The following is a 15,717-nucleotide window of genomic DNA, read 5'->3' on the forward strand; positions in this document are numbered from 1 at the left end:
CTCTCCAACGGGGTCTTCGTGCCTCAGTTGATACGCCACCCGGGGCCGCCGGGTGTCGATTGGACGGTCAGGACGGAATGCCGCGAAAGATCCTGATCCTTCTGGGCGTCGGCGCCGCCAGCGCCAGGGCCAGCCGGTGGGCCGGCCCTTCGCGCAGGGACCAGACCTGCCAGCGCTGCGGATCGTCCTCAAGGCTCCCGCCAAAGCGGATGGAGGGCTGGCCGGATCCGTCGAAGGAGACAGCGATCTCCCTGAGCGGGATCGAAAGGCCCATGCCGCGCGCCTTCACATAGGCCTCCTTGAGGGTCCACAGCGCGGTGAAGCGCTGCGCCCGCAGCGCTTCCGGCAAGGCGGCCAGGTCTCGCTGTTCGTCCGGTGTCAGCACGAGATCGGCGATCCCGGCATAATCCACGCGCCGGTCCAGCCACTCGATATCAACCCCGGGCGAGGGATCGCGGCAGATGGCCAGCGCGATACGTCCGCGCGTGTGGCTGAGATTGAAATCGAGCCCGATCGCGAAACCGCCGTCAATGGCCGGGCGGCCATAGGCGTTGAGCGTGAAGCGCCAGTCCTGGGCGGGTGTGCCGGGGCAATAATGCGTGAGCGTCCTGCGCAGCAGGGCGCGCGTGATCAGGAACTGGTGGCGATGCTCCGGCGCATGGAAAGCGGCAGCGCGCCGGGTTTCGTCATCCGTTAGAAGCCGGGCATAGGTCTGGAGACGGGCCGGGTCGGTCACCTGCGTGTCATCCACCAGATGAAGATGCACCGCGTCCTGCGGCAGGCGATGGGGCAGGAGCCCGCTTGCGCGCCTCCTGTTCAGGCGCGGCTGCGCCCCCTCCCCCGTCTCCGCCGCCGGTTGCCGATCGGTGCGATGGCGCAGGCCCTGCTGGTTCATCGATCGGCCGCCACGGGGTGGCTCCTCAGCTGCCGCCGGTCTGCGAGCCGGTCGCGCCCGGCGCGTTTCGAGCGGCCCCGATCCTCCGTCTTCGCCTCCGCCCGGCCGGTGGCGATGCCGGCGAGATGATCGGCCATGCTTTCCAGCGTCGGAAAGCGGAAGAAGGCGGTGATATCGACCGAAAGATCAAGCCGCGCGCGCACCATCGTCTGCAGGGACATAAGCAGCAGCGAGTGGCCGCCGAGGCTAAAGAAATTATCGCTCGGGGCGACATGATCCACCTTCAGCAGCTGGCGCCAGATCTCCGCCAGGCTTGCCGCCGGCTCGTCCAGCGCCTGCGGCGCAGGCGGTGGCGATTGCGCCGGGCGAAAGGCCGGAAGGGCGCGGCGGTCCACCTTGCCGTTCGGCGTCAGCGGAAAGGCCGCAAGCGCCACATAGGCTGCGGGGATCATATGGGCCGGCAAGGCGGCGGCCAGATGATCGCGCAGCACAAGCGCGGGCTCGGCGTCCATCGCCTGGCGCCAGCGCAGATAGGCGACGAGCTGCGGTCCCGCCCCCTGCTCCTCCACCAGAACCACGGCCTGCGCCACCAGGGGATGGGCCGCCAGCCGCGCCTCGATCTCGCCGGGTTCGATGCGGTATCCGCGCAGCTTGATCTGGTTGTCGATCCGGCCGAGGAAGTCGAACAGGCCGTCGGTGCGCCGGCGCACGCGGTCGCCGGTCCGGTAGAGATGCAGGCCATCCTCGGGGCCTTGCCGGAAGGGATTGGGAACGAAGCTTTCCGCCGTCAGGCCGGGGCGGCGCCAGTAGCCGGGGCTGAGACCCGCGCCGCCGATGTGAAGCTCGCCCTCCGCCCCTTCCGGAACCGGCCGTCCCTCGGGATCGAGCACCTGCAGCACCGTTCGGTCGATCGCCCCGCCGATCGGCACCAGGGCACCGCTCAGCATCGAAGGCTCGACATCGAGCGCGGCGGACCAGATGGTGGTTTCCGTGGGACCGTAGAGGTTCCACAGCGCCCGGCCGCGCGCCATCAGGGCCGCGGCAAGGCGGCTGTCCAGCCCCTCCCCGCCGCAAAGCAGGCGCAGCTGCGGGTCGCCCGCCCAGCCGGCTTCGATCAGCATGCGCCAGCCGGCGGGCGTCGCCTGCATCACCGTGGGCCGCACTGCTACGACCAGTTCTGCCAATCGCCGTCCGTCGCGGTTGATGGCGGCATCGGCCAGGATCACGGTGCCGCCGGCCACCAGCGGCGCATAAAGCTCGAGCCCGGCAATGTCGAAGCCGATGGTGGTGAGCGCCAGCAGCCTGTCTTCGGCGTCAATGCCCGGCCGCTCCAGCATGGCCGCGATGAAATTGGCGAGCGCGGCATGGGTGATCGCCACGCCCTTGGGCCGGCCGGTGCTGCCGCTGGTGTACAGAAGATAGGCGAGATCGTCGCCCCTGAGGGCAACGGGCGAAAAGGCTGCGTCGGTCGCCGCCGCATCCTCGACGCGCAGCAGCGGCGCGTCGCATGAAACCGGGCAGGATTGCCGGTCCGTCAGGACCAGCACGGCGCCCGAATCCGCGATCATCGACCGGATGCGCTCGGCAGGATAATCGGGATCGACCGGCAGATAGACCGCGCCGGAGCGCAGCACCGCCAGCAGGGCGGCCACCAGATCGGGGCCGCGCTCCAGGCAGACCCCGACGACCGCGCCGCGTCCGATCCCGCGCGCCTGCAGGCCGCCGGCCAGGGCATCGACACGGGCGGCGAGCGCGCGATAGCTGAGCTCCTCCGCTCCCTCGCGTCCCTGAAACAGGATGGCGGTTCTATCAGGTCTTTCAGCGCGATGGGCGAAGATCCGTGCAGGGATCGGCTCGGTCGCGCCTCTCTCCGGCCCGCGCCCGGCCGCAATCAGCGCCCGATGCTCGGGCGGCGCGAGCATGTCGATCGCGCCGAGCGGCTGATGCGCATCCTGCGCAAGGCGGGACAGAAGCGTTGCATAATGATCGAGCACGCGGCGCGCGGCCGCCGGCGCGATGCGCGATGGGTCGAGCGTCAGCGCGAAGGTGACCGCCTCACCGGGAAAGACGCGCAGTGACAGCGGATAATGCGTGCGCTCGTAGCTCCCGGTTTCCGTGATCGAGAGGCCCTCGCCCGGATCCCTGACCGCCTCCAGCAGCGAGAGCGGGAGATTTTCGACGATCAGCAAGGTCTCGAACAGCGTAGTGCCGCGCTGGATCTGCGAAAGAGCCGCATGGCCGTGGCGCACGCGCTGCGGATGCTCGGCCTGCAGGGCGCGCAGCCAGTCCGCCGCCTTTTCCGCCGGGCGCAGGCGCAGCCGCACGGGAACGGTCTGCAGGAACAGGCCGACCATCCGCTCGGCATCGGCAAGCTCCGCGGGACGGCCGGAGAGCACGGCGCCGAAGATCACGTCGCGCGTGCCGCCATAGCGCGACAGAAGCAGCGCCCAGGCACCTTGCAGCACGGTGGCGAGCGTCAGCCGCTCGCGCCGCGCCATGGCGCGCAGTCGCCCCGCCACTGCCGGGTCCAGGGAGGTGCGGATCTCGACCGACGCCGGCTCTGCCGAGACCTCCGCGCTCCATGGGAAGGAGGGCGGCGGCGGATCGGCGAGCGCTGCGCGCCAATAGGCCTCGGCCGCGCCCCGGTCCTGACGCGCACGCCAGTCGAGATAGCGGCGATAGGAGGGCGGTGGTGGCGGCAGGGATTGCCCGCGATAGGTCCTCAACACCTCGTCGAGGATCAGCGCGGTGCACCAGCCGTCCATCAGCAGATGGTGGAAGCTCCAGACGAAGCGCCTGCGGGTTTCGCTGAGCCGCATAAGCGCGAAGCGCATGAGCGGCGCCCGGTCGAGGGCAAAGCCCCTGCGGCGGTCGGCCTCCAGAAACCTCTGGAAGCGCCGGGCCTGGCTGTCGCCATCGAGCGCGCGCCAATCGGCCTCCTGCCATTCCGGCTCGGCATGGGCGGGGATGACCAGCAAAGGCTCGTCACTGTCCCGCCAGCGGCAGGCGGCGCGCAGCATCTCGTGGCGCGCCATCACCCTTTGCCACGCCGCGCGGAAGGCGGCCTCGTCCAGCGGGCCATCCAGCACGCACCAGCATTGCTCGAAATAGGTGCCACTTTCGGGCGCCATCAGGCTGTGGAGCAAAAGGCCCGCCTGCATCGGCGTCATCGCCAAGGTATCTGCCGGCGGGAGCGCGTCCTGCGCCAGCGTATCAGCCTCCTCTTCGGGCGATCGCAGCCGCGGCGCGGCCGGAGGGGCCTCGGTGGCAGGCTCCGCGCTGCGCCCATCGCCGGCATTGTGCAGGCTGTCGATGCGCGTGGCGGCGGCGGCCTGGGCCGCCACGGTCTGGAGCTCGAAGATCTGCGTCGGCGCCAGCCTCAGCCCCGCCTGCTCGGCGCGGGCGACGATCTGCACGCCGATGATGGAATCGCCGCCGAGATCGAAGAAATTGTCCTCGACGCCGAAATCGTCGCGCCGGAGCGCGGCCTTCCAGATGGCGAGAAGCTTCGCCTCCCCGGCCGTGCGCGCAGGGACAGCGGCCTCGCTGATGCCGGAAACCTGCGGCACCGGCAGGCGCTTTCGGTCGATCTTGCCATTCGCATTCAGGGGAAAGGCGTCCATCAGCACGATGGCGGTCGGCACCATGTAGCGCGGCAGCTGCGCCGTCAGCGCCTGGCGCAGCCGGCGTTCGCAATCCTGCGCATCCTTGACCAGCACATAGGCGACCAGCCGCTCATGCGCCTCGTCCAGCGTGACGATCGCCTGCTCGACCATGCTCTCGCGCAGCAGCTTGTCCTCGATCTCGCCGATCTCGATGCGATAGCCGCGCAGCTTGACCTGAAAATCGGTGCGCCCGAGAAATTCGATGGCGCCGCCCTCCCCGCGCAGGGCGGCATCGCCGGTCCGGTAGAGGCGCGGCGCGCGATGATCGGGGTCGCAGAACGGATTGGGCAGGAAGCGGCTGGCGGTCAGCGCCGGACGGTTCCAATAGCCGGGGCTGAGGCAGGCGCCGCCAATATAGAGATCGCCCGCGATGCCGCGCGGCAGCGGCTCCAGATAGGCGTCGAGAACGTGAAGATGGGTGTTGTCGATCAGGCCGCCGACAGGCACCCGGCCGCTTTCGGCATCCTTAAGCGTCACGCGTCGGGCGCTGGCCCAGATGGTCGCCTCGGTCGGGCCGTAGACGTTCCACAAGGTTCCGGTGCGCGCCAGCAAGCGGCCGGCCAGCGGCGCATCCAGCGCCTCGCCGCCGCACAGGGCGGTCAGATCCGGCGATCCCTCCCAGCCGCTGTCTATCAGCATGCGCCAATAGGCCGGCGTCGCCTGCATGTGCGAGATGCGCTGCTCAGCGAGAAGGCCGGCGAGCCGCTGCGGCGCGAGCAGCAGATCCTGCCCGTGCAGAACCGTGGTCGCGCCGACGAACAGCGGCAGCAGCATTTCGAGGATGGAAATGTCGAAGGTCGGCGTGGTGATCGCCAGCATGCGGTGTCCGGGCATCAGCGCCAGGCAATCCGCCATCGCGCGCAGATGGTTGTAGAGGCTCAAATGCTCGATCGGCACGCCGTTCGGCCGGCCGGTGCTGCCGCTGGTATAGAGCAGATAGGCGATGCCGGCGGGATTGGAGGACGGAAGCACAGCGTGACCGGCATCCGGCCTGAGGCAGGCGGGATCGAGATGGGCCCGGCCGGGATAGATATGCGGCTGGTCCGTCAGCACCATCGTCACACCGGAATCGGCCAGAACGGCGGCCACGCGCTCGGCCGGGTGATCCGGATCGAGCGGCACATAGACCGCGCCCGCCTTGAGGATCGCGAGAAAGGCGATCACGGATTGTCCGCGCCCGGGCAGCGAGACGGCAACGCGATCGCCCGGCCGCACCGGATCGGGCAGCTGCACCAGGCGCTGCGCCAGCCGGTCGACGGCCTGCATCAGCGCGCCATAGGTCCACACGCCATCGACCGCGACCAGGGCCTCGGCTTCGGGATGACGGGCGGCGACCTCGGCGATCGCCTGATCGACGGTGATCTCCGGAAGCGGCCGATGCGCCGGCGTGCCCTCGGCGATCAGGGCGTCTCGCTCATCGGCCGGCAGATAGGCCAGAGCGGGAAGGAGCGTCTCCGGCGCCTGCAGGATCGAGCCTAGCAGCGTTTCGAAATGCAGTGCCATGCGCTCGATCCGCCAGGCATCGAACAAGGCGGTGCGGTACTCGATGTTGAGGAACAGGCCGGCTTCGCGCTCCATCACCGTCCAGCTGAGATCGACCTTGGCTTCGCGCAGAGGCGCCGGTTCCTGCTGCACGCTGAGGCCCGCCACGCCGAAATCCACGACCTGCGCATTCTGCTCGCGATAGAAGCCAGACTGGTGCTGGAACATGATCTGCGTCAGCGGGCTCTGGCGCGCGTCGCGCTCCATGCCCAGCGCCTCGGCCAGCAGGGGGAAGGGAAAGTCCTGGTGGTCCAGCGCGTCCGAGAAGCGCTCCTGCACCCGCTCGACCCACGCAGCGAAGGTCAGGCGCGGATCGATCTCGGCCCGGAGCACGACCGTGTTGGTAAAGAGGCCGATGAGATCCGCCTCCGACGGGCCGCGCCCCGCCACGGGGACGCAGACCGCAAGGTCGCGCTGGCCGCTATAGCGGTGGAGGAGCAGCAGGAAGCCGGCGGCGAGGATGCCAAAAGCCGTGGTGCCCAAGCGGGCAGCGAGCGCCTCCACCTGGCCCGATCGCGCCAGCGGCAGGGTGCGCGTGACGGTCGCGCCGGTCATGTCCATGCTGAGGCTGCGCGAGCGGTCGCTCGGCAGGTCCATAACCTTCAGGCCGCTCAGCCTGTCCTGCCAGAAGCGCCGCGCGCGGGCGCAGGCCGGGCTTTCGAGCCAGTGCTGTTGGGCGCGCACGTGATCGCCATAGTCGAGCGTCAGCGGCGGCAGATCGGGTGGGATACCCGCCTGCAACGCGCGGTAGCAGCGGGTGAGATCGCGCAGGAACACCCCGCGCGACCAGCCATCGGCAATGATGTGGTGGAAGGTGATCGCCAGCACATGGTCGTGGTCATCGAGGCGGAGGAGATGGGCGCGCATCAGCGGCGCGGACGTGAAGTCGAAGGGGCGGACCGCCACGGCCGCAGCCGCAGCCTCCAACGCCGCTTCCGATCCAGAAACGTCATCTCGAGCGAGCACGAGGGGTGCGGCGTCCTGAACCTGCTGCCAGGGCTCGCCCTCCTTAAGTGGAAAGGCGGTGCGCAGCGCCGCATGCCGGGCCACCACATGGTCGAGGCTCCTGGCGAGCGCCTCCACATCCAGCGGACCCTTCAGGCGCCAGCGATAGGCGACATGATAGGCCGAGCTTTCTGGATAGAGACGCTGCTGCACCCAGAAATGCCGCTGGCCGGGGGTGAGCGGCAGCCGCTTAAGGGATTCGCGCGTGTCGTCCTCCGGCGGCGCGACGCGCTCCCAGGCGATGCCCCGCGCTTCGAGTTGACGGCGGAGCGTTTCGCGCTCCGTCTTCGGGAGGCTTGCCACGCGCGCGCGCAGTCCCGCCATCGGATCGGCTATGGTCACGGGCTCAGTCCTTCTTCACACCGCTTGCGCCAGCGCGGAGGTGCCTGCATGGCGGCGGGCGAGCGCCACCACATGCGGCAGGCCCTCCATGACGAGGTCGTAATCCTGCACGAAGTCGATCAGGCAGGCGATTTCGTCGATCCCGGCCGCCGCCAGCGCCTCCACCGTGCCGCCGACGCTCTCCGGCGTGCCGATCAGCGACCGGCCCTTGATGAAACCGTCGATGCCGAAGCGGATCAGGCTGTCGAGATCGTCCTCGCTGAAATGATCCAGCGTGATGTCGAGGCCCATGCTGCGGGCAAGGCCCTCCAGCAGGTGGTAATGCGTCTTGAGATAGTGGCTGAACGGCCCCTGCACCTTGGCGCGAACCGTCTCCTCATCCTGCCCGAGGAAGGTGTGCACCATGATCGTCACCGTGCCGGAGGCGGGATCGTGCCCATGCTTTTCCAGGGACTGGCGGTAGGCGGCGATCTTCGGCGCCAGGCTCTCCAGCGTCTCGCCCAGAAGCGCGGTGAGCACGTTGATGCCGCGCCGGCCAGCCTCGACAAAAGTCTCCGTCGACTGGCAGGCAACCCAGAAGGGCACGCGCGGCTGCACGGGACGCGGCAGGGTCTTCGCCTCCACGCGGTTGCCGTCGGCATCCTCGAAACCCACGCTCTCGCCCGCCAGAAGCTGGGTCACCTGATCATAGGCGCGCCACATCGCGCTGCGGCGGCTGCCATGCGGCGTCTGCGACAGCACGAATTCGTCGCGCGTCCAGCCGGAGGCGATGGCGACGCCGGCCCTGCCCTGCGAGAGATTGTCGACCACGGCCACCTCCTCCGCCACCCGCACGGGGTGGTGCAGCGGCAGGACGATGCTGCCCGAGCGCAGCTGGATCCGCCTGGTGATCATGGACAGCGCAGCGTGCAGCGTGGACGGATTGGGATAGAGCCCGCCGAACGCATGGAAATGCCGCTCGGGCAGCCAGAGCGCCGTCAGGCCCTTGGCATCGGCGAAGCGGGCGCTGTCCATCAGAAGGCGGTAGCGCTGGCCGCTGGCGCCAAGGCCATCGCCGTCGAAGTAGAAAAGGCTGAATTTCATGATCGTCCCTCATCTGTCGTAAAGTCGGGGTCTGTCGCGAGAGCGGCGCCCGTGACCAGCTGTCGCTTCAGGCCTCTCGGCGCCGGCCACCGGCCTCGATGTCGTCAAGCAGGGCGGCGACCGCCGCCGCCTCGTCTTCCGCCTCGGCGATCCGTTCGCGAAGGATCGCGGCCAGGCCCCGGATCGTCGGGGCGTCGAACAGCAGCGCGCGCATCGGCAGCTCGGTGGAAAACTGCTTGCGCAGCCGTGTCACCACCTGCACGGCCAGCAGCGAATGGCCGCCAAGCTCGAAGAAATTGTCGTCGATGCCGATGGGGGTGATGCCCAGCAGCTCGCCCATCACTTCGGCCACTACCTGTTCCACCGGGTCGCCCGGCGCGACGAAGGCGGCCGTCACCCGCTGACGCCCGGTGCCGTTCGCCGTCGGCAGCACCGTTGCACCACGGGGCGCATCCGTGGCCGCGCGCCCGCGGCGTTCGATCCCTTCCGCCGTCACGGCGAGGCGGGGGAGATCGGGACGGGCAAGCACCGCTTGCGTCACCCGCCATACCTCATCGCTGTCGAATGCATGCGCATGAAGGCCATTGGCGCTGTCGCGGGCCTCGCCATCGGCCAGGCAGGTGTCCCAGTCGATCGCCTGCCAGAGCGGAACGGCCGACCCGCGCTGCCCCTCGGCGAAGGCGGCCAGGAAGCTGTTGGCGCCGGCATAGGCGGCAAGCCCGGCCCCGCCGACCAGCGTGGACAAAGAGGATTGCACCAGCACGAAGGCGGCCGTGCTGTCCGCCAGCACCTGCGCCAGCGCTTCGATCCCGCCGATCTTGGTGGCGAAGAGGCTGGCGGTGCGCGCCGGCTCCAGCTCGGCAAGTGGGCAATGATAGGCGTCGCCCATGCCGGATGTGTGGAACACGCCATGGATCGGCCCGAAGGAGGCCTGCGCCTGTGCGAGATCCCGGCGCAGCCACCCGGCATCGGCAAGGTCGCCCGACAGAAGCAGATAGTCCGTCCCGGGCCTGCCGATGTCGCGCAGCGCCCGGATCATGCGGCTGACGGGATGCTGCGGGCTGTGGGAGGCGAGCCAACGTTCCCAGTCCTGTTCAGGCGGAAGGCCCTTCTGTCCGGCGAAGATCACCCGCGCGCCGAGCCGCGTGACCAGCGCGCGGGCATAGACCAGCGCGAGACCATCGACGAGATCGCCCGTCACGAGATAGGTGGCGCCGGCGCGCAAGGGATGGCCTGGCGACCCCTTCTGCGCGAGCTCTCCCGGCTGAAGGGTGTCGCCCGCCTCCGTCATCGGGGCTGTCGCCTGCGTCTGCGTGAAGACGAAGCCGGCGCGCAGCGCGGAGACGGCATGGGCCGGCTGGAACGGGCGCAGCAGGCTTTCGCGCAAAGCCGGCACAGGCCCTGCCCCTGCCCCTGCCCCTGCCCCTGATGACGTAAGGTCGATGCTGCGGCAGGCCAGTCCGGCAATTTCCTGCGGCAGAACGCGCAGCGTGCCGAGCACCATGGCCGCATGCGGCTGAAGGCGCTCTGTGCCGGTGACACTATGCAGCCCCTCGGCTAGCACGGTCACCAGAGGTGCGGTCATAGGCGGCATGGGGGAAGAGGCCCCGGCCTCCGGCAACAGGGCCAAAGCCTCATTGAGCGCCTGACCGAGCGCGAGCGTGCTGGCATAGGCGACATCCGGTGCGGAACCTGGGATAAGCGCGAAACCATTGACGATCTGGTCCGGCATCAGCCCCCGCCCGGACAGGGCAGCGAAAAGCGCGCGGTAGCTCTCCCTGTCTGCCGGAGCGACCGCGTAGCCCCGCCCGGTCGCGGCAAAGGTCGCCCCGGCCTCGACCTCGATCGTGCGGATCGGCTCCGGCAGCGGACCGATCCGCTCGGCCAGCGTCGCGCCGCCCAGCAGCAGCCAGACCGCCTCCTTGGCCGGAGGTGGCGCTGTTACGGGACCGCGCGTCCAGACCGGCTGGTAGAACCATTTCTCGAACGAAGCGCGCCCCGCTTCCGACTGGCTTCCCGCCTCCCGCGCGGCCGGCGGGATGTCGAAGGCGATGCGCTGGAACGGATAGGTCGGCAGGCCCACCCGGCGATGCGGCCCTTCCGCCCGCCAGGCCGACCAGTCCAGCTCCATGCCGGCAATCCAGAGGTCGGCCGCCGCGAGGCGGAGGTGATCGGCAGGCAGTCGCGGCGATGCCGCATCGGGCAGCGTGGCGATCGCCCGCGCATCCGCGCCGGCCTGCTGGCGGGCGAGCCGGGTCAGCGTCTCCTGCGGCCCGACCTCCAGCAGCAACGCATGCGGCAGCGCCAGAGCCTTGGCGAGAGCAGGGCCGAACAGCACGGTCTGGCGCAGATGCGCGACCCAATAGGCCGGATCGGTCGCCTGTTCCGGGCGCAGCCAGTCGCCCGTGAGGTTGGAGAGAATATCGATCCCGGGCGGATGAAGCGGGACATCCGCGAGAACCTTCGCGAAATCCGCGAGCGCCGGCTCCATCATCGCACTGTGGAAGGCATGGGCTGTGCGCAAACGCTTAGACCCGATGCCGCTGCGGTCGAACCGGGCGGCAAGCGCGTCGATCGCCGCGCTTTTTCCAGAGAGCACGGTGCTGCGCGGGCCGTTCACGGCCGCGAGATCGATGTCCGGCGAGACAAAGGCGCGCGCCTCCGCCTCCGACAGCATGACCGAGAGCATGGCGCCAGGCGCGCAGGCCTGCATCAGCCGCCCGCGTGCGCACACAAGCCGGGCGGCATCCGGCAGCGAGAACACGCCGGCAAGGCAGGCGGCGACATATTCGCCGAGGCTGTGGCCCAGCATGGCCCGTGGGGTCACGCCCTTGGCCTGCCACATCCGCGCCAGCGCGTAATCGACAGCAAACAGCGCCGGCTGGGTCACCTCGGTGCGGTCGAGCCTGTCGCTTTCCTCCCCGAACAGGGCTGCAGCGAGGTCGAGCTCGGGTGGAAAGGCGGCGAGGTAATCCTCGATGGCGGCGCGAAAGGCCGGCTCCGCCTCCAGAAGCCCGCGGGCCATGCGCCGATGCTGCGCGCCCTGGCCGGGAAAGAGGAAGACGAGGCTTGGCTCGCCGCCGAGAACCTGGCCGGAACGGTAATCCGCGCCCGCGCCGGCTGCCCACTGGCGGGCGGCCTCCGCGCGGTCGCGCGCCAGCACAACGGCGCGGTGGGGCATGGGTCGGCGGCCGGCCTGGAGGGTGAAGGCGATGTCACCGAGGCACGGCGCAGGGTCTGCGCCTTTTTCCAGGGCGATGGCCAGTGCTTTGCGGGCGGCTGCCAGCGCGTCTGCAGAGCGGGCGGAAAGCGGAAGCAGCTGTGCGGCATTTGGCGTTGTGACGGTTGCCGGGGAAGCGCTCGGGCCTTCCTCGATGATCAGATGGGCATTCATGCCGCCCATGCCGAAGGCGCTGATGGCGGCACGGCGCGGCCTGTTGGCGGGAGCTGCCCAGTCCTGGGCCTTTGCGACGACGTGGAAGGGCCCGCCGGCAAAGTCGATGGCCGGATTGGCGGCGGTAAAATGGAGGCTCGCCGGCAGGCGGCGATGGCGCAGCGCCAGGATGGTCTTGATCAGGCCGCCCATGCCGGCGGCAACGTCCATATGGCCGAGATTGCCCTTGACGGAGCCGATGGCGCAGCTGCGCCCCGCCTTGGCGAAATCGGGGCCATAGACCTTGTTCAGCGCCGCGATCTCGATCGGATCGCCCATCGCCGTCGCGGTCCCATGCGCCTCGACATAGTCGATCTCGCAAGGGTCGATCCGCGCATCCGCCAGCGCCGCTTCCAGCACCTCCACCTGGCCGGAGACGCTCGGCGCCGTCAGCCCCACCTTGGCCGCGCCATCATTGCCGATGGCCGATCCGCGCAGCACGGCATGGATCGTGTCGCCATCCGCAAGAGCCGCGCTCAGCCTTTTCAGAACCACCACGCCGACGCCATTGGTGAAGACAGTGCCCCTGGCATCGGCATCGAAGGGACGGCAGAGGCCATCGGGCGAGGCGATTCCCTCGCTCCTGTAGACATAGCCTTCCGGCCGCGTCTGCCCGATGGCCACCGCCCCAGCCAGCGCCATGTCCGCCTCGCCGGCGAGAAGCGCGCGGGCGGCGAGATGCACCGCCACGAGCGAGGTGGCGCAGGTGGCCTGCACGCCGAGCGTCGGCCCCTTGAGATCGAGGTGATAGGCCGTGCGGGCGGCGACCATGCCGATGACATTGCCGAGGCCCGCCTGGAGCGGATCGGTCTCCTCCCGCAGCGTCGGATTGGCGCGCAGCTCACTGAAATGGTGGTTCAGCGCCGCGCCAGCATAGACGCCGATCCGCCCGGCCGATCCACCGCGCCCGTCATAGCCGGCATGTTCCAGCGCCGCCCAGGCGCATTCGAGAAAGACGCGCTGCTGCGGATCGAGCAGCGCCGCATCCCTCGGCGAATAGCCGAAGAAGGCGGCATCGAAGGCCGTGGGCTCGGGAAAACTGCCCCAGACCGGCACGTAATCCGCCTGCCCCGCCCGCTCCGGCGCCACCCCTGCCCTTGCCAGCTCGGCGGCATTGACCGGCCTCAAGCCGCTGCGGCCATCCTCCAGCAAGTCCCACAGGGCTTCGGCCGTGTCGGCGCCGGGAAAGCGGCCGGCAAGGCCGATGATGGCCACCCGCTCGTCGCGCTGGCCCTGCAGCGTTTCAAGCCGCGCGCGGGCCTCGCGGAGAACGGCCAGGATGGCCTCCTGATCGATGGCTTCGGGCTTCGGCGTTTCGGCATGGGTCATCAGCGGTCATCCTGCGGCAGGGGCGTCTCGGAGCCCCGCGCGCGGGCTGCGCGCCGGGCCGGATGGAGTGTGGAAATGGGGGCACGCGGCGCCCGGCTTCGGCGTCAGCCGGCCCGGCCGGAGCCGAGCAGCGCCTTCAGCGCCGCAAGCTCCGCGGCGATGGCCGACTGTGCCGGAGGCGGCACGGGGCGCGGCAAGGCCTCCTCGGCCGGCGGATCGACCTCAGCCTCGAGCAGGGCGTGGAGATGGTCCGCCAGCCGCGCGATGGTCGGATATTCAAAGATCAGGGTCGGGCGCAGCGGCAGGCCAAGCTCGCGCTCGATGGTCGCGCCAAGGGTGACGAGGGCGACGGAATCCAGCCCGAGATCGAAAAAGCCGGCCGAGGCATCCGGAAGCCGGCCCGGATCGAGCCGGGCGAGATGGGCCACATCCTCCTGAAGCAGGGTCCGCAGCATCTGCCGCCGGCGCGCGGGCTGCATCTCGGCGAGCCTTTGCTGCCAGCCCGGCCCGACCTCGCTGCGCGCCGGCGCGAACATCTGGCCCGGCTGCGCATCCCACCGCGCGACGATGCGCAGATCGCCATCGATCAGGCCTTGGCGGCAGGCGAAGCGGCGCACCTTGCCGCTGGGCGTGCGCGGCAGGCTGGAGGGGCGCAGCAGCGCAATGACGGCCGCCTTGAGATGATGATGGCGCGACACGGCCGCGCGCACGGCATCGATGACGGCAGGCGCATCGAGATCGCGCAGGCCCTCGCGCGTCAGCTCGCAGACGACGCCCACCTGCTCTTCCTCCTCGATCTCGATCGCAAAGACGCCGGCCCGCCCCTGCGCCAGCGCGGGATGGCTGGAAAAGACGCTCTGCTCGATGTCTTCGGGATGATGATTCTGGCCGCGGATGATGATGAGATCCTTCAGCCGGCCGGTAATGTAGATCTGGCCATCGAGCATGAAGCCGAGATCGCCGGTGCGCCGCCAGCCGCCAGTGCCGTCGAGCGTCTGATCGAAGCTCTCGGCATTCAGCCTTGCGCGGCCCCAATAGCCGGGCGTGACATTCGGGCCGCGGATCCAGATTTCGCCCACCTCACCTTCCGCCACGCGCGCGCCGCGCTCGGGATCGACGAAGGCGAGATCCAGCCCCTCCGCCGGCTGTCCGCAGCCGGCCAGCTCCATCGCCACCCCCTCGGCAATCCCTTCGGCAAGGCGCGCCGCAACGGCGCGGCCCTCGCCCACCAGGGCCTGACGATCGACGGCGAGGATACGCGGCGGCTCCTGCGGCGCGCCGCCGGTCTGGAACAGCGTCGCCTCCGCCTGTCCATAGCAGCAGTAGAAGGCATCCCACGAAAAGCCGTGGGGGGCGAAGGCCGCCGCGAAGCGCTTCAGCGTCTTCGGGCGGATCGGCTCGGCGCCATTATAGGCGATGCGGATCGCGGAAAGGTCGAGGCCGGGCATGGCGTCGGGCGCGGCTTTTTCGGCGCAATGTTCATAGGCGAAATTCGGCCCGCCGATCACCGTTGCGCGAACATGGCTCGCCAGCTCCAGAAAGCGCAGCGGCCGGCGCAGGAAGGCGGCCGGCGCCATCAGCGCGACCGGAAAGCCGTTGAAGACGGGCGAGAGCAGGCCGTCGATCAGCCCCATGTCGTGATAATGCGGCAGCCAGCAGGCGGAGCGATCATTGTCGCTATAGCGGAAGGCGCGGCTGATCTGCGCGAGATTGGCGATCAGATTGCCATGCGTCACCATCACGCCCTTGGGATCGCTGGTGGAGCCGGAGGTATATTGCAGGAAGGCGACCTGCCGGGGGCCGAGGGGAGCAGGGGCGAGCGGCTCCTCGCCGGCGGGGCGCGGCTGCGTCGCATCGGCCGCCGGCGGCGACAGGCAGAAGCCATGGCCGATTGCGCGCATAAGTGGTTCCAGCGGCTCGGCCAGTTCCGGCGCGCAGACAATGCCGGCAATGCCGGCATCGCGGGCGATATGCAACCAGCGGCGGATGCCGTCGGCGCGGCGCGGGGCCGGCACAGGCACCGGAACCGTGCCGGCATAGAGGCAGCCGAAGAAGGCGGCGACGAAGCCGAGACCCGGCGGATAGACGACGAGAATGCGTGCGCCAGCCGTGACGAAACCCTGCCGCCGCAGCGTCATCGCCACCGCCTGGCTGCGGTCCCGCAACTCCGCCCAGCTCCATCCGTCAAAGCGGCCATCGGCGATCGACGCGGCGTCATCGTGGAAAAAGCGCATGGTCGGCGCGCCCTCGCAGAGCGCCGCCCTCTTCTCAAGATATTGAACAATCGAGAGAAAGCCGTCCTCTTTCAGATCAGGCACCGTCGTCGTCAACCTGTTGTGCAAACTACGTCCCTCCATTCCTCAGCCGAGAAACCATGAGGCCGACAAGATATCCGCAGGACACCTGTCGGCTTGCCGCGGATG

At 69.5% G+C, this 15,717-nt stretch carries 5 protein-coding genes; all 5 read right to left on the minus strand.

The features are described 5' to 3' along the window. Nucleotides 1-67: 67 nt before the first annotated feature. Nucleotides 68-895 (minus strand): 4'-phosphopantetheinyl transferase family protein, encoded by an 828-nt coding sequence (locus BJF92_RS21790; RefSeq protein WP_075636840.1) that lies wholly within the window; start codon nucleotides 893-895, stop codon nucleotides 68-70. Continuing rightward, the gene (locus BJF92_RS21795; protein ID WP_245294857.1) at nucleotides 892-7,449 is read right to left on the minus strand and encodes a non-ribosomal peptide synthetase; all 6,558 of its coding nucleotides are present in this window, start codon (nucleotides 7,447-7,449) and stop codon (nucleotides 892-894) included. Before BJF92_RS21795 ends, BJF92_RS21790 begins: the two co-directional genes overlap by 4 nt. 15 nt (nucleotides 7,450-7,464) lie before the next feature. Further along, on the minus strand, nucleotides 7,465-8,532 hold the full coding sequence (locus BJF92_RS21800; RefSeq protein ID WP_075636842.1) for an LLM class flavin-dependent oxidoreductase: 1,068 nt from the start codon (nucleotides 8,530-8,532) through the stop codon (nucleotides 7,465-7,467). Between the two features lie 67 nt (nucleotides 8,533-8,599). Further along, entirely contained in the window at nucleotides 8,600-13,294 is a 4,695-nt protein-coding gene (locus BJF92_RS21805) for a type I polyketide synthase (protein WP_075636843.1), read from the minus strand. 104 nt (nucleotides 13,295-13,398) lie between these two features. Then, complete coding sequence (locus tag BJF92_RS21810) at nucleotides 13,399-15,636, minus strand: AMP-binding protein (RefSeq protein ID WP_075636844.1); 2,238 nt, start codon at nucleotides 15,634-15,636, stop codon at nucleotides 13,399-13,401. Between the last annotated feature and the right edge of the window lie 81 nt (nucleotides 15,637-15,717).

The sequence above is a fragment of the Xaviernesmea rhizosphaerae genome, from assembly GCF_001938945.1.
GTDB classification, from domain to species: Bacteria; Pseudomonadota; Alphaproteobacteria; order Rhizobiales; family Rhizobiaceae; genus Xaviernesmea; species Xaviernesmea rhizosphaerae.

Excerpts from the sequence above, each read along its gene's own strand:
- BJF92_RS21790 (WP_075636840.1), bottom strand. The coding sequence starts at position 895 with ATGAACCAGCAGGGCCTGCGCCATCGCACCGATCGGCAACCGGCGGCG.
- BJF92_RS21805 (WP_075636843.1), bottom strand. The coding sequence starts at position 13,294 with ATGACCCATGCCGAAACGCCGAAGCCCGAAGCCATCGATCAGGAGGCC.
- BJF92_RS21800 (WP_075636842.1), bottom strand. The coding sequence starts at position 8,532 with ATGAAATTCAGCCTTTTCTACTTCGACGGCGATGGCCTTGGCGCCAGC.